The sequence below is a fragment of the Ferrovibrio sp. genome, assembly GCF_046297595.1.
Taxonomy (GTDB): Bacteria; Pseudomonadota; Alphaproteobacteria; order Ferrovibrionales; family Ferrovibrionaceae; genus Ferrovibrio.
Map to the genome: position 1 here is coordinate 319201 of NZ_JBKBHT010000002.1, position 23237 is coordinate 342437.

Annotated in this window: 26 protein-coding genes; 12 read left to right on the plus strand and 14 right to left on the minus strand. The window is 63.8% G+C overall.

The window, feature by feature from the left end; translation table 11 throughout:
- Positions 1-5: 5 nt before the first annotated feature.
- Positions 6-1118 (plus strand): tRNA epoxyqueuosine(34) reductase QueG, encoded by a 1113-nt coding sequence (gene queG, locus ACK4FJ_RS07270; protein WP_409765183.1) that lies wholly within the window; start codon positions 6-8, stop codon positions 1116-1118.
- Here the strand turns inward: queG and ACK4FJ_RS07275 are convergent.
- Positions 1105-1863, minus strand: a complete 759-nt coding sequence (locus ACK4FJ_RS07275) for a tetratricopeptide repeat protein (protein WP_409765184.1) — start codon at positions 1861-1863, stop codon at positions 1105-1107. The genes queG and ACK4FJ_RS07275 overlap by 14 nt on opposite strands.
- 83 nt (positions 1864-1946) lie before the next feature.
- Here ACK4FJ_RS07275 and ACK4FJ_RS07280 point away from each other — a divergent pair, with 83 nt between their 5' ends.
- Positions 1947-2375: a RidA family protein gene (locus ACK4FJ_RS07280; protein WP_409765185.1), complete on the plus strand. Its 429-nt coding sequence runs from the start codon at positions 1947-1949 to the stop codon at positions 2373-2375.
- Positions 2376-3239, plus strand: coding sequence for an SDR family oxidoreductase (locus ACK4FJ_RS07285; protein WP_409765186.1), 864 nt, complete (start codon positions 2376-2378; stop codon positions 3237-3239).
- A 1-nt stretch (position 3240) separates the two neighbouring features.
- Here the strand turns inward: ACK4FJ_RS07285 and ACK4FJ_RS07290 are convergent, their stop codons facing one another.
- Both ACK4FJ_RS07290 and ACK4FJ_RS07295 read right to left on the minus strand, forming a co-directional pair.
- On the minus strand, positions 3241-3741 hold the full coding sequence (locus tag ACK4FJ_RS07290; protein ID WP_409765187.1) for a hypothetical protein: 501 nt from the start codon (positions 3739-3741) through the stop codon (positions 3241-3243).
- 22 nt (positions 3742-3763) lie between these two features.
- Positions 3764-4522 carry an alpha/beta hydrolase gene (locus ACK4FJ_RS07295; RefSeq protein ID WP_409765188.1) on the minus strand — a complete coding sequence of 253 codons (759 nt, stop codon included), beginning with the start codon at positions 4520-4522 and terminating at the stop codon, positions 3764-3766.
- Between the two features lie 101 nt (positions 4523-4623).
- Here ACK4FJ_RS07295 and ACK4FJ_RS07300 point away from each other — a divergent pair, with 101 nt between their 5' ends.
- The 5 genes from ACK4FJ_RS07300 (at position 4624) to ACK4FJ_RS07320 (ending at position 10806) form a co-directional block, all read left to right on the plus strand.
- Complete coding sequence (locus tag ACK4FJ_RS07300) at positions 4624-5829, plus strand: glycosyltransferase family 4 protein (protein ID WP_409765189.1); 1206 nt, start codon at positions 4624-4626, stop codon at positions 5827-5829.
- 85 nt (positions 5830-5914) lie between these two features.
- On the plus strand, positions 5915-7903 hold the full coding sequence (thrS, locus tag ACK4FJ_RS07305) for a threonine--tRNA ligase (RefSeq protein WP_409765190.1): 1989 nt from the start codon (positions 5915-5917) through the stop codon (positions 7901-7903).
- Positions 7904-7961: 58 nt separating this feature from the next.
- Positions 7962-8504, plus strand: coding sequence for a translation initiation factor IF-3 (gene infC / locus ACK4FJ_RS07310; RefSeq protein ID WP_409765527.1), 543 nt, complete (start codon positions 7962-7964; stop codon positions 8502-8504).
- A gap of 98 nt (positions 8505-8602) precedes the next feature.
- The gene (locus ACK4FJ_RS07315; protein WP_409765191.1) at positions 8603-9595 is read left to right on the plus strand and encodes an NADPH:quinone oxidoreductase family protein; all 993 of its coding nucleotides are present in this window, start codon (positions 8603-8605) and stop codon (positions 9593-9595) included.
- Positions 9592-10806 carry a class I SAM-dependent methyltransferase gene (locus ACK4FJ_RS07320; protein ID WP_409765192.1) on the plus strand — a complete coding sequence of 405 codons (1215 nt, stop codon included), beginning with the start codon at positions 9592-9594 and terminating at the stop codon, positions 10804-10806. Before ACK4FJ_RS07315 ends, ACK4FJ_RS07320 begins: the two co-directional genes overlap by 4 nt.
- On the opposite strand, the gene ACK4FJ_RS07325 is transcribed toward ACK4FJ_RS07320, so the two are convergent.
- The 7 genes from ACK4FJ_RS07325 to ACK4FJ_RS07355 form a co-directional block, all read right to left on the minus strand.
- The gene (locus ACK4FJ_RS07325; RefSeq protein WP_409765193.1) at positions 10797-11402 is read right to left on the minus strand and encodes a nicotinate-nucleotide adenylyltransferase; all 606 of its coding nucleotides are present in this window, start codon (positions 11400-11402) and stop codon (positions 10797-10799) included. The two genes, ACK4FJ_RS07320 and ACK4FJ_RS07325, sit on opposite strands and share 10 nt — an antisense overlap.
- A gap of 27 nt (positions 11403-11429) precedes the next feature.
- Positions 11430-12725 carry a glutamate-5-semialdehyde dehydrogenase gene (locus ACK4FJ_RS07330; protein ID WP_409765194.1) on the minus strand — a complete coding sequence of 432 codons (1296 nt, stop codon included), beginning with the start codon at positions 12723-12725 and terminating at the stop codon, positions 11430-11432.
- Positions 12722-13837 (minus strand): glutamate 5-kinase, encoded by a 1116-nt coding sequence (gene proB, locus ACK4FJ_RS07335; RefSeq protein WP_409765195.1) that lies wholly within the window; start codon positions 13835-13837, stop codon positions 12722-12724. The genes ACK4FJ_RS07330 and proB overlap by 4 nt, the downstream gene beginning before the upstream one ends.
- Positions 13830-14864: a GTPase ObgE gene (gene obgE, locus ACK4FJ_RS07340; RefSeq protein ID WP_409765196.1), complete on the minus strand. Its 1035-nt coding sequence runs from the start codon at positions 14862-14864 to the stop codon at positions 13830-13832. The genes proB and obgE overlap by 8 nt, the downstream gene beginning before the upstream one ends.
- Positions 14865-14957: 93 nt before the next feature.
- Positions 14958-15218, minus strand: a complete 261-nt coding sequence (gene rpmA / locus ACK4FJ_RS07345) for a 50S ribosomal protein L27 (RefSeq protein WP_409765197.1) — start codon at positions 15216-15218, stop codon at positions 14958-14960.
- Positions 15219-15250: 32 nt separating this feature from the next.
- Positions 15251-15559 (minus strand): 50S ribosomal protein L21, encoded by a 309-nt coding sequence (rplU, locus tag ACK4FJ_RS07350; RefSeq protein WP_409765198.1) that lies wholly within the window; start codon positions 15557-15559, stop codon positions 15251-15253.
- A gap of 110 nt (positions 15560-15669) precedes the next feature.
- Positions 15670-16158, minus strand: a complete 489-nt coding sequence (locus tag ACK4FJ_RS07355) for a thermonuclease family protein (protein WP_409765199.1) — start codon at positions 16156-16158, stop codon at positions 15670-15672.
- Between the two features lie 100 nt (positions 16159-16258).
- Here ACK4FJ_RS07355 and ACK4FJ_RS07360 point away from each other — a divergent pair, with 100 nt between their 5' ends.
- The gene (locus ACK4FJ_RS07360) at positions 16259-17185 is read left to right on the plus strand and encodes a diacylglycerol/lipid kinase family protein (protein WP_409765200.1); all 927 of its coding nucleotides are present in this window, start codon (positions 16259-16261) and stop codon (positions 17183-17185) included.
- 22 nt (positions 17186-17207) lie between these two features.
- The gene (locus ACK4FJ_RS07365; RefSeq protein WP_409765201.1) at positions 17208-17555 is read left to right on the plus strand and encodes an antibiotic biosynthesis monooxygenase family protein; all 348 of its coding nucleotides are present in this window, start codon (positions 17208-17210) and stop codon (positions 17553-17555) included.
- 6 nt (positions 17556-17561) lie between these two features.
- Here the strand turns inward: ACK4FJ_RS07365 and ACK4FJ_RS07370 are convergent, their stop codons facing one another.
- From ACK4FJ_RS07370 to ACK4FJ_RS07385, 4 genes are all read right to left on the minus strand, one after another.
- Positions 17562-17993, minus strand: a complete 432-nt coding sequence (locus ACK4FJ_RS07370) for a tellurite resistance TerB family protein (protein WP_409765202.1) — start codon at positions 17991-17993, stop codon at positions 17562-17564.
- 111 nt (positions 17994-18104) lie between these two features.
- On the minus strand, positions 18105-20915 hold the full coding sequence (locus ACK4FJ_RS07375; RefSeq protein WP_409765203.1) for an ATP-dependent DNA helicase: 2811 nt from the start codon (positions 20913-20915) through the stop codon (positions 18105-18107).
- Positions 20915-21613, minus strand: coding sequence for a hypothetical protein (locus ACK4FJ_RS07380; RefSeq protein ID WP_409765204.1), 699 nt, complete (start codon positions 21611-21613; stop codon positions 20915-20917). Before ACK4FJ_RS07380 ends, ACK4FJ_RS07375 begins: the two co-directional genes overlap by 1 nt.
- Before the next feature lie 98 nt (positions 21614-21711).
- Positions 21712-22344: a helix-turn-helix transcriptional regulator gene (locus ACK4FJ_RS07385; protein WP_409765205.1), complete on the minus strand. Its 633-nt coding sequence runs from the start codon at positions 22342-22344 to the stop codon at positions 21712-21714.
- 149 nt (positions 22345-22493) lie between these two features.
- Here ACK4FJ_RS07385 and ACK4FJ_RS07390 point away from each other — a divergent pair, with 149 nt between their 5' ends.
- Both ACK4FJ_RS07390 and ACK4FJ_RS07395 read left to right on the plus strand, forming a co-directional pair.
- A complete protein-coding gene (locus tag ACK4FJ_RS07390) occupies positions 22494-22976 on the plus strand; it encodes a hypothetical protein (RefSeq protein WP_409765206.1) in 483 nt (160 codons plus the stop codon).
- A 104-nt stretch (positions 22977-23080) separates the two neighbouring features.
- Positions 23081-23233 (plus strand): hypothetical protein, encoded by a 153-nt coding sequence (locus tag ACK4FJ_RS07395; protein WP_409765207.1) that lies wholly within the window; start codon positions 23081-23083, stop codon positions 23231-23233.
- Positions 23234-23237: the final 4 nt, after the last annotated feature.

The window sequence follows — 23237 nt, forward strand, 5'->3', positions numbered from 1 at the left end:
CCGCGATGTCGGTGAGGGAGCGCATCCGGGCGCGTGCCCTCGCGGAAGGATTCGATGCGGTCGGTTTCACCAGCACCGACCGCATCGGCCCGGAGCTCGCCGAAAAACTCGATGTCTTCATGGCGCTGAAACGCCATGGCGAGATGGCCTGGCTGGAAGAGAAGGCCGAGCGCCGCCGCCATCCCAATGCGCTGTGGCCGGAGGCGAAAAGCATCATTGCGCTGGGCCTGAATTACGGCCCCGACGACAATCCCCTCGATGTGCTGGCGCAGGGTGACCGCGCCGCGATTTCGGTCTATGCACAGGGCCGCGACTATCACCTGGTGGTGAAGAAGAAGCTGAAAAGCCTGGCCGGCTGGATGCACCGCGAATGGGGCGACGAGGTGAAGGTCTTCGTCGATACCGCACCCCTGATGGAAAAGCCGCTGTCTGCCGCCGCCGGCATTGGCTGGCAGGGCAAGCATACCAACCTGGTCTCGCGCGCGTTCGGCTCATGGCTGTTCCTCGGCATCATCCTGACCACGCTGGAGATCCAGCCGGAGCAGGCGGAAACCGATCATTGCGGGTCCTGCGCGAACTGCCTCGATGTCTGTCCCACCAAAGCCTTTCCGGCGCCCTATCAGCTCGACGCCCGGCGCTGCATCTCATACCTCACCATCGAATATGGCGGCATCATCGCGGAGGAGTTCCGCAAGCCCATGGGCAACCGCATCTATGGTTGCGACGATTGCCTGGCCGTCTGTCCCTGGAACAAGTTCGCTTCCACCGCGCGCGAGGTGACACTGCAAGCAAGGCCCGAGCTGACCGCGCCTTTGCTGCTGGAACTCGCCGCGCTGGACGACGTGACATTCCGCGAGCGTTTCAGCACCAACGCGGTGAAGCGCATCGGCCGCGACCGCTTCGTGCGCAATGTCTGCATCTCGCTGGGCAACAGCAATGATGCCGCGGCTATTCCGGTTCTGGAGAAACTCAGCGCCGATCCGGCTGCGCCGGTGCGCGCCCATGCGGTCTGGGCACTGAAGCAATTGCTGCCAGGGAAAGATTTTGCACGTTTCGCGGCTGCACGGGAGCAGGCCGAGCCCGATCCCACGGTGCGGGCCGAGTTCACTCGGGCTTAACGTCCATCTTCTCGATATAGAGCCCGGCCGAGACGGCGGCGGCGCTGTCCGGCGCGATCAGTCGCACCTGGATCAGGTCGGCCCGCGCGCCTTTCCTGTCGCCCGCCTCGAAACGCAGGATGCCGCGTTCCAGCAAACCTTCCGGCAGACGTGGATTGATCACCAGCGCAGTTTCGGCATCTTCCAGCGCGCCCTTCGGGTCGCCGGTCTGCCGCCGTGCCGAAGCACGCAGGGCCAACGCATCCTCGCGCGTGGGGTCGAGGCCCAGCACGCGATCCAGATCCACGCGCGCGGCCTGATAGTCGCCCAGCGCCGCCAGGCTAAGCGCGCGGTCGATCAGCAGGTCGGGCGTATCGGGCACAGCCTTCAGTGCGATGTCCAGCAGTTGTTTGGCGCGCTGCGGCTGTTCGGCCAGCAGCCAGGCATTGGCCGCCTGGTCGAGCAGGGCGACGGTCAGGTGCGGCGCCTGCTTCTCGGCCATCGGCAGCAACTGTTCGATGCGGTCGGCGGCATCGGCGTAATGCTTCATCTCCACCAACGCCAGCGCCGCGCAATGGGCCGCCGGCAGGCCGCCGCCTGTGGCCTGCCAGAGCTGGGCTTGGGCAAAGCCTTCCTCGGGGTTCTTGCGCATCAGCGACAGGCAATCCTCGTAGGCGGCATCCTCCAGCGCGCGCGAGGGCTGCTGCGCCGCCGCGAATCCGGCGCCCAGCGTGAAGAGGGCACTGGCGCCCAGGATTGCGGACACTATCTTGGCAGGCATCATCATTGCGCCGGAGAGTGGCCGGCCGTCATGGCAAAAGCAAGGCATGCGGTGTGCTTGGAGGCTAAATGCCAGTATTGAAGCGACATGATCCTTCTTCCTTGTGGCGAGTGCCAGAGCCGTTCCAGGCCATCTATAGTCATGGCATGGAGGTTCCGTCGGGAGCGCGGTTGCTGATGATTTCCGGGCAGGTCGGCATCGATCCCGAAGGCAGAGCGGCCGATGCGTTTATCCCCCAGTGTCAGCAGGCAATGGCAAATGTGGAGGCCATGCTGGTTGCCGCCGGAATGCAGACATCCGATCTTGTCAAAGTGACATATTATCTAACCCGCGCCGCCGATCTGGCCGACTTGACCATGGTCCGACAGCAACGCTGGGCCTCCATCAGGCCACCGGCGGTGACGACCCTTGTGGTTTCCGCATTGGCACGCCCGGAGTTTTTAATCGAGATTGAGGCCATGGCGGCGACCACAGACACATATTCCGGCGGGGACTAGATGAGCGTGCTGTTCTGTTTCGGTTTGGGATTCAGTGCAAAAGTGCTGGCGGCAAGGCTTAAGGCGCAGGGCTGGGGCATTGTCGGCACCAGCCGTAGCCTGGAGAAGGCGGCCTCCCTGGCGGCGCTGGGGTATGACAGCCATGTCTTCGATGGCACGGCGCCGTTGAGCGATCCCTCCGTGCTGGGACCGGCCACGCATATGCTGGTCTCGGTGCCGGCCGAGGAGCAGGCCGATGCCGTGCTGCGCTGGCATGCCGCCGATATCGCGAAGCTGAAAGACCTCAAATGGCTGGGGTATCTCTCCACCACCGGCGTCTATGGCGATCGCGGCGGCGACTGGGTGGATGAACAAAGCGACCTGCGCCCGACGCAGGCGCGCAGCCGGCGCCGCGCCGAAGCCGAGGCCGGCTGGCTGAAGCTGCATGCCGAGCACGGGGTACCGGTGCATGTGTTCCGGCTGGCCGGCATCTACGGGCCGGGCCGCAACCAGCTCGAAGGCGTGAAACGCGGCACGGCGCACCGCATCGTCAAGCCGGGACAGGTCTTCTGCCGCATCCATGTCGAGGATATCGCGCAGGTGCTGGAAGCCTCGATGGCGAAACCCAATCCCGGCACGGTGTATAATGTCGCCGACGACGAACCGGCGCCGCCGCAGGATGTGGTGCAGTATGCCGCCGAGCTGCTCGGCTTGCCGGTGCCGCCGGATATTCCTTTCGATCAGGCGCAGCTATCGCCGATGCAGGCCAGCTTCTATGCCGACAGCCGCCGCGTGCGCAACGACAGGATCAAGAGCGAACTCGGCGTGCGCCTGAAATATCCGAGCTATCGCGAAGGGCTGAAGGCGATACACTCAAACATATAAACTATATCCGGCGGCGGAGTAATCGAGATATGGCTTTGGCTATTTTATTAAATAGTGTTTGATTTGATGGGAACCGAACATGGGTAGCATCACCGTATGTGCCATCCCCGACGTCTTTAAAATTATGGTTAGAAAGCCACTTTGATCTTTGTTCATATGAACTGCCTCTTGGGACACTTCTAAGAGCGATTTTCACAGAGGTTTTATCAGCTAACTCGGTAAGCTCTTTGATAACGATTGTGCCGACGCCTTGTCCTGGTGGGTGTGCCTGCATGCTATCCAACCACAAGTCGGTATGGACACCACGTTTTATGTTCAGATAGAACAGATTCTCATTGTCTTTTGGTGATTTGAGGTGTGCGAATTCATATACAGCTTCGCTGTTGGCAATGCTGAAATTGTATTTTAAACGAAATTTGCTGGGGTTTTTACCGATGCCGGTGTTTTCAAAACTCTCGAAGCGATCTTTCAGTGCATCACAAAAGTGGCGAAAGCTGTTCATGTCCATTTAGCATGACCTTTTCTCACAGTAAGCTCCACACCGTCTCGATCAGCAGGTCCAGATCCTGCGGGCGCGACAGGCGGTGGTCGCCGTCCTTGAGCAGGATCAGGCGCGTGTCGTCGCCGCGGAAGGCCTCGATGGTCTTCACCGCATGCTGGTACGGCACATCGGGATCCTGCATGCCCTGCAGAATGCGCACAGGTTTGTCGAAAGCGATGCCGGCCTTCAGAATGCAATGCCCGCGGCCCTCGGTGATGAGCTTCAGCGTGTATTCGTAAGGCTGGTCGGAATACTGCGAGGGTTCACGCAGGATGCCGTCGCGCAGCAGGATGGCGCGCTGCGCCTCGTCCATCTGCGCCCACATCAGGTCTTCCGTGAAGTCCAGCGCCGGCGCGATCAGCACCAGGCCGGCGACTTTCTCCGGCATCGCCAGTGCCGCCAGCGTGGCGAGCCAGCCGCCCATGCTGGAGCCGATCACGATCTGCGGGCCATCGCCGCAGACCTCGCGCAGCACGGCCAGCGTATCGTCCTTCCAGCGCCCGATGCTGCCATCGAGGAAGTTGCCGTCCGACTGGCCATGGCCGAAATAGTCGAAGCGCACGAAGCCGGTGCCGCGCTGCCGGGCCGCAGCCTCCAGTGCCAGCGCCTTGCTGCCCGTCATGTCGGACCTGAAGCCGCCGCAGAACAGCAGGCCGGGCCGGCGGCCGGCGTTAAGGGCCGGCGTGGCGCAATAGGCGATGCGGCTGCCGTCGGGCCGGGTGAGGAACTGGACTTCGGTCACGAATGCACTCCTGAACGCTTGACGGATGGTAGCCGTGGGTCCATTTCCCGTGGCCTGCCCGCCGTCTATACTGCCGGCCGCTGTTTCCCGCCTGAGTCCTGATGTCCCAGACGCCTGCCGATACTATGACCGCCGCGCCGGATCGTCCAACCGGCCGCCCACCCGCCATCCTGCAGGTCCTGCCCGCACTGGTGACCGGCGGGGTGGAGCGCGGTACGGTGGATACCGCCAAGGCGCTGGCCCAGGCGGGCTGGGTTTCCTATGTGGCCTCGGCCGGCGGGCCGATGGTGCGCGAGCTGGAGCGGGCCGGGGCGAAGCATTTCACCCTGCCGATGGCCAGCAAAAATCCCTTCGTCATGCGGCGCAATGCTGACCGGCTGGAAGAACTGATCCGGACCCTGCCGGTGGATCTGGTGCATGTACGCTCGCGCGCGCCGGCCTGGTCGGCCCGGGCTGCGGCGCAGCGCTGCGGCGTGCCCTTCGTCACCACCTTCCACAACGCCTACAAGTCGCATAACTGGTTCCGCAAGCTGTGGGCCGGGCCGATGTCGAAGGGCGACATGGTGGTGGCGATTTCCGATTTCGTCGCCGAATACGCCAACAAGGCTTTCGGCGTGCCGCGCAACCGCCTGACCGTGATTCCGCGCGGCACCGACCTGAGCAAATTCGATCCCGGCCGCATCTATCCCGACCGTATGGCCAGCCTGGCGCAGCAATGGCGCCTGGTGGATGGCCTGCCGGTGATCCTGCTGCCCGGCCGGCTGACGCGCTGGAAGGGCCATACCGTGCTGCTGCGCGCGCTCAGCCTGCTGGCGAAACAGCGCGGCAAGCAGGATTTCATCGCCGTGCTGGTGGGCGACCACCAGGGCCGCGAGGGCTATCGCGCCGAACTCGAGGGCCTGATCGTGCAACTCGGGCTGGATCGCAGCGTGCGCCTGCCGGGCGACTGCAAGGACATGCCGGCGGCTTACATGCTGGCTGATGTGGTGGTCTCGGCCTCCACCTTCCCCGAAGGTTTCGGCCGCGTCGCCGTCGAGGCGCAGGCGATGGGCAAGCCGGTGATCGCCACCAACCATGGCGGCGCACGTGAAACCGTGCTGCCGGACGAGACCGGCTGGCTGGTGCCGCCGAACGATCCCAAGGCGCTGGCGGAGGCGCTGAACACCGCCCTGATGCTGTCGCCCGAGCGCCGCATGGCGATCGCCGAGCGGGCGCGCCGCCACGTGATGGAGCATTTCACCGTGGATGCCATGTGCGCGGCCTATATCCGGGTTTACACGAAACTGCTGTTCCCCGGGCAGGGCTGAAATCCCGCCTTTCTGCGGGGCCGGGGCCGGCTTGACAGGGGGGCCGGGGCGGCTAGGCTGCGCCCCCTTGGAGGTCCGTTAACCCATGTCCCAATCCGCTGCCAATCCTGCCGAAATCCGCGTCACGCTGCCCGATGGCAGTGTGCGAACTTATGCGGCCGGCAGCACCGGGGCGGATGTGGCGGCCAGCATCGGTGCCGGCCTGGCCAAGGCGGCGCTGGCGATCCGGCTGGACGGGGTGCTGAAAGATCTCAAGACGCCGATCAGCCGGGATGCCCGGCTCGAAATCGTCACCATGAAGGACAAGAACGAGGCCGAGCTGCTGGAGCTGATCCGCCATGACGGCGCCCATGTGATGGCACAGGCGGTGCAGGAACTTTATCCCGGCACGCAGATCACCTTCGGCCCGGCCACCGAGGACGGCTTCTACTACGACTTCGTGCGCGACGAACCCTTCACGCCCGACGATTTCGCCAAGATCGAACAGCGCATGGCCGAGATCGTGAAGCAGGATCTGCCGATCCGGCGCGAGGAGTGGGCGCCGGAAAAGGCGGTCGAGTATTTCAAATCGGTCGGCGAGACCTACAAGGCCGAATGGGTGGCGGAAATCGCCAAGCGCGGCGAAGCCATCTCGATCTATCGCCAGGGCGATGCCTGGCTCGACCTCTGCATGGGCCCGCATCTGCCCTCCACCGGCAAGCTGCCCACCGCTTTCAAGATCATGAAGGTGTCGGGTGCCTACTGGCGCGGCGATGCGAAGAACCGCCAGCTGCAGCGTGTCTATGCCACCGCCTGGCGCGACCAGAAGGAGCTGGACGCCTATCTCAAGCGCCTGGAAGAGGCCGAGAAGCGCGACCACCGCCGGCTGGGCAAGGAAATGGGCCTGTTCCACCAGCAGGAAGAAGCCGCCGGCATGGTGTTCTGGCACCCCAAGGGCTGGACGCTGTATCGCACGCTGGAACGCTACATGCGCAACCGGCTGGAACGGGCGAAATACGTCGAGGTGAAGACGCCGCAGCTGGTCGATCGCAAGCTGTGGGAAGCTTCGGGCCACTGGGAAAAGTTCCGCGAGAACATGTATCTGGCGGAGAACGAGCAGGGCATCCGCGATTACGGCAGCGATCCGGAAGAACGCGTCTTCGCGCTGAAACCCATGAACTGCCCCTGCCATGTGCAGATCTTCAACCAGGGCCTCAAGAGCTATCGTGACCTGCCCTTGCGCATGGCCGAGTTCGGCTCCTGCCACCGTTTCGAGCCGGGCGGCGCGCTGCACGGCATCATGCGCGTGCGCAACTTCACGCAGGATGACGCGCATATCTTCTGCACCGAAGACCAGATCATCTCGGAGAGCAAGGAATTCTGCGAGCTGCTCAAGGGCATCTACCATGACATGGGCTTCACCGACATCCGGGTGAAATTCTCCGACCGGCCGGAAAAGCGCGCCGGCACGGATGCGACCTGGGACAAGGCCGAGAACGCGCTGAAGGAAGCCTGCGTCGCCGCCGGCCTGGACTACACGCTCAATCCCGGCGAAGGCGCCTTCTATGGCCCGAAGCTGGAATTCGTGCTGCGCGACACCATCGGCCGCGACTGGCAATGCGGCACCCTGCAGGTGGATTTTGTGCTGCCCGAGCGCCTGGATGCCGATTACGTCGGCGCCGATGGCGCTCGCCATCGCCCGGTGATGCTGCATCGCGCGATCCTGGGCAGCTTCGAGCGTTTCATCGGCATCCTGCTTGAGCATTATGCCGGCCGACTGCCGCTGTGGATGGCGCCGATCCAGGCTGTGGTGGCGCCGATCGTGTCGGATTGCGATGCCTATGCGCAGAACGTGGCCGACCAGCTCGATGCCGCCGGGTTGCGCGTCGATACCGATCTGCGCAACGAGAAGATCAATTACAAGATCCGCGAGCTCAGCCTGGCCAAGGTGCCGGTGATCCTGGTGGTTGGCAAAAAGGAGGCGGAGCAGAATACCGTCACGCTGCGCCGGCTGGGATCGGAACAACAGGAAACCATTGCTTTGGCCGACGCGATTGCTAGATTGGCGGCCGAAGCGCGGATGCCCTCGGCTTGATTTCGAGCCGGCTCTGCCTAACTTACTGATTACGTTGAAACTACTTTAGGAGCGCGTCATAGCCCGTCCCCCGTTCAATGCCCCGCCGGCGCCCAAAAGCGACGGTCCGCGGGTGAATTTCGAGATCGACGTTCCCCAGGTTCGTCTGATCGACGCCGTCGGCGAAAATCGCGGTGTCGTCCCCATCCGTGAAGCGCTGAAAATCGCCGAAGAGGCCGGGCTGGACCTGGTCGAGATTTCGCCGACCGCCCAGCCGCCCGTCGCCAAGGTCCTCGATTACGGCAAGTACAAGTACGAGGAACAGAAGAAGGCGGCCGAGGCGCGCAAGAAGCAGAAGGTCATCGAGATCAAGGAAATCAAACTGCGCCCGATGATCGACACGCATGATTATGACGTGAAGATGCGGGCGATGGTGCGGTTCCTGGAAGAGGGCGACAAGGTGAAGGTCACCCTGCGCTTCCGCGGCCGCGAGATGGCGCACCAGGAACTGGGCATGAAGCTGCTCGACCGCGTGCGGGACGATCTCGGCGAGAAGGCCAAGATGGAACAGACGCCCAAGATGGAAGGGCGTCAGATGACCATGGTTATGGCGCCCAAATAATCGGGCCGCGAATGATGGCGCCGGCTTATGTCGGCGCCATTTCTGTATCTGCAGACAAGAAAAACCCGGACCATAAGAAAAAACAGGGAGAGTGAGAGATGAGTGCTGCCGTCGCGAAGGCCATGGTGTGCAAGGCTTGGGGTGGGCCGGAGAGCCTGGTGCTGGAAGACCTGCCGCTGCCGGCCCTGGGCCCGAAGGATGTGCGCATCCGCGTGCACGCCGCCGGCCTGAATTTCCCCGATACCCTGATGATCGCCGGCAAATACCAGTTCAAGCCGGCCTTCCCGTTTGCGCCGGGCATGGAATGCGGCGGCGAGATTGTCGAGGTGGGCGAGAAGGTGAGCGATCTGAAAGCCGGCGACCGCGTGATGGCCACCACTGGCAGCGGCGCCTTCGGCACGCTGGTGAACTGCCCGGCCAGTAACGTGTTCAAGATTCCGGCCAGCATGCCCTACGAGATCGCGGCCGGCTTCCCGATCACCTATGGCACCACATATCACGCGCTGGTCGACCGCGGCCGCATCAAGAAGGGCGAGGTGCTGCTGGTGCATGGTGCGGCCGGCGGCGTCGGCCTGAATGCCGTGGAGCTGGGCCGCGAACTGGGCGCCACCGTGATCGGCACGGTCGGTTCCGACGAGAAGGCGGCGATCGTGAAGGAATACGGCGCCGCCCATGTGATCAACTACTCGAAAGAGAGCATCAAGGATCGCGTGAAGGAACTCACCGGCGGCAACGGCGCCGACGTGATCTACGACGCGGTGGGCGGCGATGCCTTCGACCAATCGCTCCGCTGCATCAACTGGGACGGCCGTCTGCTGGTGATCGGTTTTGCCTCGGGCCGCATTCCGGAAGCGCCGGCCAACCTGGCGCTGATCAAGGGCTGCAGCATCGTCGGTGTCTTCTGGGGCGCTTTTGCCGCGCGCGAGCCCGAGAAGAACCGCGCCAATTTCGCCGCCCTGCTGGCGCTGTATGAGCAGGGCCGGCTCAAGCCCCATGTCTCGGCCAGCTATCCGCTCGACCAGGTGCCGCAGGCGATGCAGGCCCTGCTGTCGCGCAAGACCACCGGCAAGGTGGTGATCAAGGTCGCGTGACGGACTCCGTCAAAGAGCAGTACGAGGCCTATCCCTATCCGGCGCGCGATCCGGCGGAAGAACGTAAGCGGCTGATCACCGGCAGCCCTAGTTTCCTGCCGGAGCTCAACCATTACGTTTTCGGCGGGCGGCGCGATTTCCGCCAACCCTTCCGCGCGCTGGTGGCCGGCGGCGGCACCGGCGACGGACTCATTCACCTTGCGCAGTATCTGCAGGCTTCAGGTGGCCACCACGAAGTGGTTTATCTCGATCTCTCGGCCGCCTCGCGCAAGGTTGCCGAGGCACGTGCCGAAGTCCGCGGCCTGAAGAATATCCGTTTCTTCACCGGCTCGCTGCTCGATTTGGCCGCCTTGGCGCCGGGGCCGTATGATTACATCGATTGCTGCGGCGTGCTGCATCACCTGCCCGATCCGGATGCCGGTCTGGCGGTGCTGAAACAGGCGCTGTCGCCCGATGGCGGCATGGGTCTGATGGTCTATGGCAGCTATGGCCGCGCCGGGGTCTATCCGCTGCAGGCGGCGCTGCGCCAGCTCACCGCCGACCTGCCGGCGGGCGGCAAACTCGCGCTGGCGAAAACACTGCTGGCAGACCTGCCCGAGACCAACGAATTCCGGCGCAATCCCTTCCTGGGCGACCACAAGCTTGGCGATGCGGAATTCTACGACCTGCTGCTGCATGCGCAGGATCGCGCCTATACCGTGCCGGAACTCGTCGATTTTGCCACCGGCGCGGATTTGGGCATTGCGGCCTTCATCGAACCCTGCCGCTACGATCCGCTCAGCTACCTGAAGGATGAGGCTTTGCGCGAACGCGCGGCAAGACTGCCCCGGCTGGAGCAGGCGGCGCTGGCCGAACGCCTGAGCGGCACGCTGAAAACCCATGTGATCTACGTCGTGCCGTCGACGCGCGTGGACCAAGCCGTGGCGCAGCCCGCGCCCGACCTGGTGCCTTGGCTGAATGGCATCCCGCCGCAATCTCTGGCCGAAACGCTGCAAAAGCGCGGCGAACTGGCGGTCAACTTCCAGAACGAACGGCTGGTATTCTCCGCGCCGCCGCGTGCGCCCGAGATTGCCGCGCTGATCGATGGCCGCCGCACGCTGGGGGATATGGCGGCTGCGCTGGGTCTGGGCTGGGAGGATTTCCTGGGTCTCTATCGGCCAGTGCACAGACTGCTCACCGGCATCAACAAGCTGTATCTGCGTCAGGCCTGACGTCTGCCGCGTTGCTGCCGGATCGCCGTGGCAGACAGCGGATTGAGCTTGGATTTCAGCAGCAGGAATGCCGGCGCGGCTTTGCCGGCCAGGGCGGCGGCGTCATGACGGGCCACACGAAAACGCGACAGCCATTGGCCGGCCGGATTCTGCGGCGCCGTCAGGTTGAAGCCGGGACGGTCCAGCACGGCAATCGGCATCATGCGGGCGATGCCCTGCCAGTCCTGCCAGCGATGGAACTGCGCCAGGTTGTCGGCGCCCATCAGCCACACGAAGCGCGTCTGCGGATAATGCCGCTGCAAGGCAGCCAATGTATCGGCCGTGTAGCGCGTGCCGAGCCGGTTTTCGACATCGGTGACCAGGATGCGCGGATGCGCCGAAACCCGGCGCGCCTCGGCCAGGCGCTGCTGCAAAGGCGCCATGCCTGAGACAGGTTTCAGCGGATTCTGCGGACTGACCAGCCACCAGACCTGATCCAGCTTCAGGCGATGCAGCGCGGTCAGGCTGATTTCGCGATGCGCCGCATGGGCCGGATTGAATGAGCCGCCGAGCAGGCCGATGCGCAGGCCAAGCGGAGAGCCGGGGGACGGGATCATGCGGCGCGGCGGCTCCGGCGGATTGTCTCAGGGCCTGATCTGGCCGCTGCCGTGAACGCGGTATTTGAAGGTGGTGAGCTGTTCCACGCCCACCGGCCCGCGTGCATGCATCTTGCCGGTGGCGATGCCAATCTCGGCGCCGAAACCGAACTCGCCGCCATCGGCGAACTGCGTCGAGGCATTATGCAGCAGGATGGCGCTGTCCAGCCGGTTCATGAACTGGGCTGCGTGATCGGCATCCTCGGTGAGGATCGCTTCCGTATGGCTGGAACCATGGCTGGCAATATGGGCAATCGCCGCGTCCAGGCCGTCCACCACGCGCACGGCGATGATGGCATCCAGGTATTCGGTGGCCCAATCCTCTTCGGTGGCCGGCTTCACGCGGGCATCCACCGTCTGCGTCTCGGTATCGCCGCGTACTTCACAACCGCGCTCCAGCAGGGCCTTCACCAACCGGGGCAGATGCGTGGCTGCCGCCGCGCGCTCCACCAGCAGGGTTTCGGCCGCGCCGCAGACGCCGGTGCGGCGCAGCTTGGCGTTCAGCACGATTTTTTCCGCCATGTCGGCATCGGCGCTGGCCTCGACATAGACGTGGCAGTTGCCTTCCAGATGGGCGAAGACCGGCACGCGGCTTTCCGTCTGCACACGCGCCACCAGCGACTTGCCGCCGCGCGGCACGATCACGTCCAGCCATTGCGCCGCCGTCAGCATGGCGCCAACCATGGCGCGGTCGATGGTGGGCACCAGCTGGATCGCGGTCTCGGGCAGACCGGCGGCCTTCAGGCCCGCCACCAGCGCGGCATGGATCGCACGGCTGGAGCGGAAGCTTTCCGAGCCGCCGCGCAGGATGCAGGCATTGCCGGCCTTCAGGCAGAGCGCCCCGGCATCGGCGGTCACATTCGGGCGGCTTTCGAAGATCACGCCTATCACGCCGAGCGGCGTACGCACGCGCTCGAATTTCAGGCCGTTGGGCCGTGTCCATGTCGCCATCACGGCGCCGACCGGATCGGGCAGGGCTGCCACATCCTCCAGCCCCTGGGCGATGGCACGGATGCGGTTTGAATCCAGCATCAGGCGGTCGAGTAGGGCTGGCGTCAGGCCTTTTTCGCGGCCAGCAGCCATGTCCTCGGCATTGGCGGCGAGGATGGCGGCCTCGGCTGCAATCATGGCCTTCGCCGCTTCAAGCAACGCGGCATTCTTCTGCTCGGTCGACGCAGTGGCGAGGATGGCGGCGGCGCTTTTGGCGGCGCGGCCCATCTCGTTCATCAAGGTCGCCGTATCGGCAATGGCGGCATGCCCGGCGATAGCAGTATGCGCAGTCATCGCAGCACCAGTTCGTCGCGATGGATCATTTCGTCGCGGCCACGGTAGCCGAGAATTTCGACGATGTCGCCGGATTTGTGTCCGATGATACGGCGGGCATCTTCATCAGCATAGGCGCTCAGACCAACCGCGATCTCGTTGCCGTCCGGATCACAGACGCGCACCAGGTCGCCGCGCTGGAACTTGCCGTCTACCCTAGTCACGCCGGCGGGCAGCAGAGAGCGGCCCGATTGCAGCGCCTTCACCGCGCCGGCATCGAGCGTGAGCGTGCCCTGCGGATTGAGGTGGCCGGCGATCCACTGCTTGCGGGCAACAGCCGGTGTGCCCTGCGCCTCGAACCAGGTGCAGCGGCCGCCATCGCGCACACTTTGCACCGGGTGCATCTGCTTGCCGTTGGCGATCACCATGGCGCAACCGGCGCCGACCGCGATCTTGGCCGCCACGATCTTGGTCACCATGCCGCCCCGGCCCAGGCCTGAGCGCGACACGCCGGCCATCGCCTCGATCTCGGGCGTGATCGCCGGCACGGTGGCGAGGAATTTGGCGTCTGCGTCGACACCGGGATCGGCAGTGTAGAGTCCGTCGATGTCAGACAGCAGGATCAGGCAGTCGGCCGAGATCATCTGCGCCACGCGGGCGGCCAGGCGGTCGTTATCGCCGAAGCGGATTTCCGCCGTGGCCACCGTGTCGTTCTCGTTCACCACCGGCACAACGCCGAGCTTCAGCAGGGTATGCACTGTCTCGCGGGCATTCAGGTAATGCCGGCGCGATTCCGTGTCCCCTAAGGTCAACAGGATCTGTGCGGTCTTCAGCTCGTGGCGCGCCAGCGCCTCCTGCCAGGCCGAGGACAGGCGAATCTGGCCTGCAGCAGCAGCGGCCTGGCTCTCTTCCAGCCGTAAGGCCTTGCCGTTCAGGCCCAGGATGCGGCGGCCCAGTGCGATGGCGCCTGACGAGACCACCAGTACATCCTTGCCATCTGTGCGCAGCTTCGCGATGTCGTCGACCAGGGCATTCAGCCAGGCCTCGCGCAGGGTGTTCTTTTCCGCATCGACCAGCAGCGACGAGCCGACCTTGACGACGATGCGTCGGGCGCGGGCGAGAGGATTACTCATCACCCTCTCCGGCCTGCAATGCGGCCTTCTCGGCCGCACGCGTTTCGGCGATCACGGCATAAAGCTGGTTCACCACCGCGTCGATGCCCTCACCCGAAACGCCAGAGAGCGCCAGCACCGGGCGTTTCGCCGACCGCTTCAGTTTCGTCATCTTCTCTTTCAGCTCGTCGGCAGAAAGCGCATCGATCTTGTTCAGGCCGATGATCTCGGGCTTTTTGTCCAGCGCCGCGCCATAGGCCTTCAGCTCCTTGCGGATCATCTTCCAGTTGGCGACGGGGTCTTCCGCCGTGCCGTCTACCAGATGCAGGATCACGGCGCAGCGCTCGACATGGCCGAGGAAACGATGGCCCAGGCCGGCGCCTTCGGCCGCGCCCTCGATCAGTCCGGGCAGGTCGGCCAGCACGAATTCACGGTCATTCGCCTTCACGACGCCAAGCTGGGGCTTCAGCGTGGTGAAGGGATAATCGGCGATCTTGGGCTTGGCGCGCGAGACGCGGCTCAGGAATGTCGACTTGCCGGCATTGGGCAGGCCGACCAGGCCGGCATCGGCGATCAGCTTCAGCCGCAGCCAGATCCACTTTTCCTCGCCCGGCCAGCCGGGATCGGCGCGGCGCGGCGCGCGGTTGGTGGAGGATTTGTAATGCTCATTGCCGAAGCCGCCGTCGCCGCCCTTGCACAGCAGCACGCGCTGGCCCACTTCGGTCAGGTCGGCCAGCAAAGTCTCGTTGTCCTCGGCCAGGATCTGTGTGCCCTTGGGCACCTTCAGGATCACGTCTTCCGCATTGGCGCCTGAACGCTGGCGGCCCATGCCGTGGCCACCGCGGGCTGCGCGGAAATGCTGCTGATAGCGATAGTCGATCAGGGTGTTCAGCCCGTCGACGCATTCGGCCCAGACATCGCCGCCCTTGCCGCCGTTGCCGCCATCGGGGCCACCATATTCGATGAACTTCTCGCGGCGGAAGCTGACGGAACCTGGGCCGCCATGCCCGCTTTCAATATAGACCTTGGCCTGATCGAGGAATTTCATCGGAGTTCACAAAGACAGCAGAAAAAGAAAAAGGGGAATGGCCTGCGCCATTCCCCTTGATCTGTGTGATGCTTGCGGGAAAGGCGCGTGTGATCACGCCTCCGGCGGCAGCACCGAAACGAACGAACGGCCCTGCTTGCCGTCGTGGAACTTCACGAAGCCGTCGCTGGTGGCAAACAGGGTGTGGTCCTTGCCCATGCCCACGTTCTTGCCGGCATGCACCTTGGTGCCGCGCTGACGGATGATGATGTTGCCGGCGAGCACGGCCTGACCGCCGAACTTCTTCACGCCGAGACGCTTTGACTCTGAGTCGCGACCGTTGCGCGAGGAGCCGCCAGCTTTTTTATGTGCCATGGAACTGTCTCCTTAAATCTTGGGTCGCGCGATCAGGCGGCGATCTCGAGGATCTTCACCGCAGTGTAGCTCTGGCGGTGGCCGTTCTTGCGGCGCGAATTCTGCCGGCGGCGCTTCTTGAACACGATCAGCTTCGGACCGCGGGTCTGGCCGATCACCTCGGCCTTCACCTTGGCGCCGCCCACGGCCTTGCCGGCCTTCACATCGCCGCCATTGCCGACCGCCAGCACCTGGTCGAATTCGATCTTGTCGCCGGCCTGGCCGCCGACCAGCTCGACCTCGAGCACGTCGCCAGCCGCCACCTTGTACTGCTTACCGCCGGTCTTGATCACTGCGAACATCTTGATATTCCATAAGAAAGCGGCCGCGCCAGCCGTCCGGCGCCGCCTGAATTCGAGGTGGCGCACTATAACTACCGGCCAAGGCCTGTCAACCCCGGATTCGCGCCGCTTCAGGAACGTCCGTTGCCCCTCCTGTGCCGGCGCCAGTCCCAGGGCGGCAGGGCCTGCACATTGGTCGCCCAGACGCCGTTCCCCATGATCTGGGCCTCCAGTTCGGCGTCCTCGTAATCCCGGCCGTATTGGGTATAGGCCCAGGCCAAACCGGCCCGCACCATGGCCCGGTTCAGGTCCAGTCCGGCAGCCCGGCAGATGGCGACGATCCGGCCGTAACGGTCGCGGTCCCGCGCCTCGCAGGCCACCGGGCGGCCGGCGACCAGCCGGCGCAGATGGGCGGCGGCTTCCTGTCCGCACAGCCAGTCTATGTTATCCCTCTGGCATACCTGGGTTTTTTCCGGCGCATCAATGCCATGCAGGCGATAGGTGGTGCCATTCAGCTTTATGGTGTCGCCATCCACCACGCTGGCGGCCGGCTCCGCACGGACTTGGCCGACCAGCAGGAACAGAGCCAGGATGGCCAGTCGAATCGCATACAATGTCATGCATGCGGATATAGCAGCATACGATATTATGGGAAGCCGGTATTCGTCCTGTCATAAAACCGTCCCTGCCGCGCGGCGCCGAAATCTGCTATCCGGCGTCATGCCCGATTACCGCCGCCGCCTGCTGGTGATCTACAATCCGACCGCCGGCCGGCGGAAACGCGCGCGGCTGGAGGCCTATCTCGACCTTCTGGAAGAATCCGGCTGCGCGGTCGAATTCCGACCCACCACCAAACGCGGCGATGCCGAGACCTTCGCCCATGACGGCCATGCCGACAGGTATGACGCCGTGGTGGCGGCCGGCGGCGACGGCACGATCGGCGAGGTGGCCAACGGCCTGCCGGCCGAGAATCCCGCGCCGCTCGGTATCTTTCCGCTCGGCACCGCCAATGTGCTGGCCATGGAGATCGGTTTGCCGCTGCAGCCGCCGGCCGTGATGGAAACGGTGCTGCATGGCGATGTGGCGCAGATATGGCCCGGCTATGCGAACGAGCGGCTGTTCACCATCATGGCCGGCATCGGCTTCGATGCCCAGGTGGTGGCTAATCTGCCGCCGAAGCTGAAACGCTGGCTTGGCAAGGGCGCCTATGTGATCGAAAGCCTGCGCCAGCTGCTGGCTTATAACGTGCCGCGCTATTCCTTGAGCATCGATGGCCGCGATTACGACTGCGCCTCGGCGGTGATCGCCAAAGGCCATTTCTATGGCGGGCAGTTCGTCTGCGCGCCGAATGCACGGCTGGACGATCCGGCATTTGAAATCTGCCTGTTCAAAATGGGCGGCCGTCTCGGAGCATTGCGGGCGACAGTCGCGCTGACGCTGGGACAGTTGCAGCGCCTGCCGGAAATCGAACTGGTGCGCGGGCGTGTGGTGGAAATTTATGGCCCGGCGGGTCAGCCGGTGCAGGCCGATGGCGATATCGTCGCCCGGCTGCCGGCCCGGATCGCGGTTGGCGCGAAATCCATTCCGCTGATCGTGCCCAAAGGCAGCGCGCTGGGACAAAGAATGCTAGAGAAGGCGGCGGAATAACCCAGCAAGGGACTGCCCCACGATGTCTGCTTCCGGTTTCGCCAAGACCCCCAAACCACCCTATTACGCCGTGATCTTCTCGTCGCAGCGCACGGACGGCGATAAGGGCTACGGCCAGATGGCCGACCGCATGGCCGAGCTGGCCGCGCAGCAGCCGGGCTTCCTTGGCATGGAAAGCACGCGTGGCGCCGACGGTTTCGGCATCACGGTGGCGTATTTCGACAGTGAAGAGAATATCCGCGCCTGGAAACGCAACATGGAACACGCGGCGGCGCAGAAGAAGGGCCGCGAGGTCTGGTATTCACATTATGAATTGCGGGTGGCGAAGGTGGAGCGCGCCTACAACTTCGCGACGTCGCAGCTCGGCTGAAGCGGCTTATTTCTTCGGCTGGTCGCCCGGCAGGCGCTTGTAGCGCACGCCGGCGCCGCGCTCGATGGCAGCGGCATGCAGGCGCTCGACGGCCAGCTCGTGCCGCAGCATCTCCAGCCAGCGCAGTTCTTCCTGGCCGCCATGGCCATCCACCGCGACGATGTCGCAGGCCAGCGCATAGGCGGTCTCGCGCCAGTCCTTTGGCAGGGCCTCCTTGACCAGGCCCAGTGCCGCATCGATGCCGTCTTCCTGGTCCAGCAGGGCGACGCAGTCGCCGGTGGCGACCTGCATCGCGTCGACGCCATAGCCCTTGAAGATCGGCAGGTGCCGCACCGCCACTTCCAGCGCGGCGATTTCGGAATCCTTCAGTTTGCCGTCCGCCACCGCGGCAATCACCATGGCATAGATCAGGGCATTCTGGGGCGTGATGGTCGACATCGGGTTCCGGGAATAGAGAAGGTGGGTGGGCGAGACGACGCGCACTATGCCGGATCGATCCGGCCCGCGCCAGTCACGCCTAGCGGCCGAATACGGCGAAAGCGTGACGGGTCAGGCCTCCAGTGTGTTCTGGGTCACACGATCCGCCTGCATCTGCTGCAGGAAGCCGCGCGTCTCGGCCACGGCTTCCGCAATGCCGATGCGGCGCACCTCCACGCTGGGCGGGAAGGCCGACAGCAGCCGCGAGGGCAATTGCGCGTCCAGAACGACAAAGACGCCGAAATCCTCGGCCCGGCGCAGCAGCCGGCCATAGGCCTGCTTCAGTTTCAGGCGTGTGAGCAGGTCGTCATAGGCCTGGCCGCCGAAGGCCGCCTTGCGCGCCTTGTGCAGAAGGTCGGGCCGGGGCCAGGGCACGCGGTCGAACACCACCAGGCGCAGGGACGCGCCCGGCACGTCGACACCGTCGCGCATGGCATCCGTGCCCAGCAGGCAGGCATGTTCCTCGGCGCGGAAGATGTCGACCAGCGTGGCATTGTCCAGCGGATCGACATGCTGGGCATAAAGCGGCAGGCCGGCCTCGGCCAGGGGCTTGAGGATACGTTTCTGCACGGCGCGCAGGCGGAAAATCGCCGTGAAGAGTCCCAGGCCTCCTCCGCCGGCAGCAAGAAAGAGTTCACGATAGGCGGCAGCCACCTGGTCCATCGCATCGCGCCGCACGTCGGTGACCACAAGCACGCGGGTGCGTGCGGCATAATCGAAGGGCGAGGGGAAGGCGGCATGGCGGCCCGGCTGCGGCAGGTGGCGCGCGCCGGTGCGAATGTCGGCGCTGGCCCAGTCCTGTCCCGGCGCGGCATCGGCCTTGGCCGGCGCCATGTCGCGCAACGTGGCCGAGGTGATCGCCACGCCATGGGCGGGTTTCAGCACGGCGGCCGCGAAGGGCAGCATCGGATCGAGGTAATGGCGATACAGGCCGAGATCGAAATCGCGGCCGTCGATGCGTTCCAGTCCGAACCAGTCCACGAAGGTTGGCGGCGTTTCGGTGCGCAGGTCGAGCAGCATGCTGCGCCAGGCTTCCAGGGTGAGCTTGCGGCGGAGCAGGCCGCGCAAGGCGCCTTCGATGCGCGCCCGTGTCGCCGTGTCGAGCTCTGCGGTTTCGTCCGCCAGCATGTCGCTTAAACTTTTCGCCAGCGCGTTCATCGGTTCCAGGATGCGCTCGATGCCGGTGGCGAAATTTCCGGCCGCTTCCAGCAGGCCGGCCACCGGTTCCTTGGTCGGGCATTCCAGGCCATAGGGAGAATCGGGTTGGGCGCTGCGTGCCAGAATCTGCTGTCGCACGCGGGTCAGGAACTTTTCGCCATTGCCGACTGGGTTGCCGTCGCCGATGCGTGCCAGCCAGCCATCGGAGGGCAGGGTGCGCGCTGCCTCGCTGACTGCCTCCAGCGCATTGCGGCCGCGTTCGTCCTGGGCGACCAGGTCACCGATGCGGTTGGCCAGGCCGCGCGCGCGGCTGCGCCGTCCGCCTTCCGGACCACGCAGCCAGCGGCGCAGTTCGATGGCTTCCTGCCCGGTCAGATGCGCGGCGAAGGCGCTGTCGGCCGCATCGAACAGGTGATGGCCCTCGTCGAACACATAACGCAGGGGTTTCTGCGGGTCGTCTTCTGCCGCGTTCATCCCCTGCGCCGCCTGGATCATCACCAGCGCGTGGTTGGCGATCACCATCTCGGCCTTGCGCGATTTGCGTACGGCACGCTCGATAAAGCATTTGCGATAATGCGGACAGCCGGCATGGATACATTCGCCGCGCTGGTCGGTCAGGCCCAGCGTGCGGTTGCGGCCATGCAGGTCCACGGCCCAGGCCGGGAAATCGCCGCCGGCCAGGTCGCCGTCGCGTGTGGCGCCGGCCCAGCGCGCGATCAGACTGAGCGGCACCAGATCCTGCGGCCGCGCCGCGCCGCCCTGGGCAGCGTCTTCAAGATTCAGCAGGCAGAGATAATTCTCGCGACCCTTGCGGATCACCACCTTCTGCGCCTTTTCGGCCGGGTCGGAAAACAGGCGGTCGAGTTCGCGGTCGATCTGGCGCTGCAGGTTTTTGGTATAGGTCGACAGCCACACCGTACCGCCATTCTTCTCAGCCCAGACACTGGCCGGCGCGATATAGCCCAGCGTCTTGCCGATGCCGGTGCCGGCCTCGGCCAGCACCAGTTCGGGCATGCCGATCATTTCGCGCGGGGCGAAGGCCTGCGCGGCGGTAGCGGCATAATCGGCCTGGGATTCGCGCAGCTCCGAAGCCCCATGTTGCTGATTCTGGCCGAGCAGACGCGCCAGCCGCTCACGCGCTTCCGTGGGCGAAACGCTTTGTGTATCGGGCGGCGGCGGCGGCGCGTAATCCACCCATTCGGGCAGTTCCTGCCACACATCCAGGCCGCCGAAGCCGCCGGCCGGCACGCTTGCGGCATCAGGTCCCATGGCCGCCAGCAGATAGGGGGCCCAGGGCCAGCCGGCCTTGTGCAGCGTCTGCGCCAGCCGCGCGGCGCGGCGCAAGGTGCGGGGCTTCTGCTGCGGCAATTCGTTCAGCAGAGTCAGCGCCGCTTCGTGCAGATACTGCGCGGCTTCTTCATCGTCGGCGGCATCCAGGCCGATGCGGGCCAGCAGGCCATGGGGCGTCGGCAGGCAGAATTTCGCCGGCCGCACGAAGGCGAACAGGTCGAGCAGGTCGAAAGCCGGGAAAGGCTCGATGCCCAGCCGCGTGGCCGTCGCGCGGCCATGCACCAGCAGAGGCGGCGCGGCGCGGGCGCGGCGCGCGGCGGCATCGGGCAAGAGCTTCTCGATCCGGCCGCCTTCTGCCCACCAGGCAACGCCGCCGCCGGCCACCAGCGCCGGCAGGCGCGCGATGGCATTCTTGATGTCATGGTTCGGGTGCATCACTTGTATTTGCCCTCTACCAGACAGATGGCTAAACGCTGCTTTTCAGAACTCCATAGGAAATGCGTTTCGTGCTCTTGCGACTTTGTCTGTACATTGAACCAATCAATCACTTTTGGGTGCGGCCACCAACGGAATGCATCAGCATATTTTCCAGATCCGCGCATTAAGGTGGTGATTGTTGAATCAAATGTCTTTAAACCAATTATAGGCCCATACATTTTAATTAGAGTTTTTTTGGGATGATCATCTATCACTACAAACTTCTTCTCATGTGGAAGTGTATAAACTTCTGCATAGAACGAGGCTTGAGATGGATCGTGAGTGATAAATTTTGTAATGTTTGAAATTCCATAATCTCCATGTACGTAAGCACATAAAGGAGTATAAAAATCTATATATTCGCGATCCCAGCCTAGATGGTGCATCATTGCTTTTACGTTTGGAGTATTTCCTTCTAAATACTTTGAAAGATGCATTTTATAATTCGACTGTAGCCAAGAGAATTTTGTAGTCAGCTCAAGGCTGGTCCTAAGTAAACTAAACGCAGATCGAATCTGTCCATTCTCAAGACAAGTGAGAATTCCCGCGCAAAAGTCGATGTGCATTCCTACTGATCGCCGAAATATTATCGCTGCTTCTTGCCCACCATGTAGGCCAGCATCGGCACCATCCTCATGGAGCGCACGATGCAACATACCTTGAGCTTGCCGAACGACAGATGGTGGTGAAAAGCTAAATCTGACTTTGTAGGTGTATTTCTTTGTAGACTTGCGTACCAACGAACAACTCAATGCTACTGCGCCGCCCAGACGATGCGGGCGATCCAGGCGATGTCGGGCACGTCGAAGCTGCGGTCGGGATAGGCCGGGTTGAACGAGGAGAGTTCGATCCGCGTCAGCGTGCGGCGCGCGAGGATCTTGCACAGCACCTCGCCCTGCACGGTCTTGGCGATCACGCGGTCGCCGCGCCGTACATTGGCCGCCGGTGACACGATCACGATATCGCCATCGCGATAGACCGGCAGCATGCTGTCGCCGCTGATCTCGAGCGCATAGGCCTGTGGATCGTCGATCTGCGGGAAGGGTACCTTTTCCCAGCCCTCGCCAGTGGGAAACCCGGCATCATCGAAATAGCCGGCATTGCCGGCCTGGGCCAGACCGATCAGCGGGATGCGATGGGCGCTGGCCATCGGCGTGCCGTCGCCCAGCAGGCTCATGAATTCCGGCACGCTGGCGCCGGTGGCCTCGATCACCTTCGATATGGATTCGGTGGACGGCCAGCGCTGCTTGCCATCGCGCGAGACGCGTTTGCTGCGGTTGAAGGTCGTGGGATCGAGCCCGGCCTTGCGGGCGAGGCCGGACGCAGTGAGGCCATAACGTTCGGCCAGGCCGTCGATTGCGGCCCAAATCGCCCGGTGAGTCAGCATGGGAAGATCGTCTTACAAATTGGTCGATTTGGCTACAGGAATATTCTCTGATTACGAGTTTGAAATAAGAGCATAAAGTGAATTATAAGATACTAGAACGCGGGAATTTTATGAATGTTCCGCTATTTGCAGGCTCAGGCCGACATATTATGACAATCCAATCCGATCAGGCCGGCGCCGCAGCACACGCAGGAACAGCAGGCGCGGTTCGGGTTCCGGAGGCGATGCCCGCTCGGGCCGTGGTGGTTTTTGCCGAGGAAACCAGGCTGCCCAAGCTGCGCCGCCTGAAGCCCGGTTTTCGTCACTGCTTTGCCTATCTGGCACTGGAGCAGGGCTGGGTGGGGCTTGATCCACTGGCTCATCGCCTTGAAATAAAAGGATTTATGGACTGGAATCGGGAAGCCGACCTGGCGGCGCATCTGCGCCGGCTGGGTCAATGCGCCCTGACGGTTCCGGTGCTGGAGCCGCCGCGCCGCCTGGCGCCGCCGCTGCCGTTTTCCTGTGTCGAGACCGTCAAACGACTGATCGGCCTGCATAGCTGGCGCATAAGAACACCATGGGAACTTTTTCTCGAGTTGCGGAAAATATACCTTGACGATGTACGATATTCGTTCTATAACTTCCTTCCATAGGAACATTAAGAAAACTCAATTTTCAAAAGGATCAACCCATGGGTGGGATTTTCGGCTCCTCGCCGCCGCCTCCGCCGCCTCCTCCCCCGCCGCCCCCTGAACCGGTGCCGACGGAAAGCGACGCCGAAATCGCCGAGAAGGCGGCGCGCGAACGCCGTCGCCGGGCCCAGGGCGAAACCATCGCCACCTCATGGCGTGGCCTGAACGATGGCCAGCAGCCCTCCGGCCCCGCGCCGAAACGGCTGCTGGGCGAGTGATGCC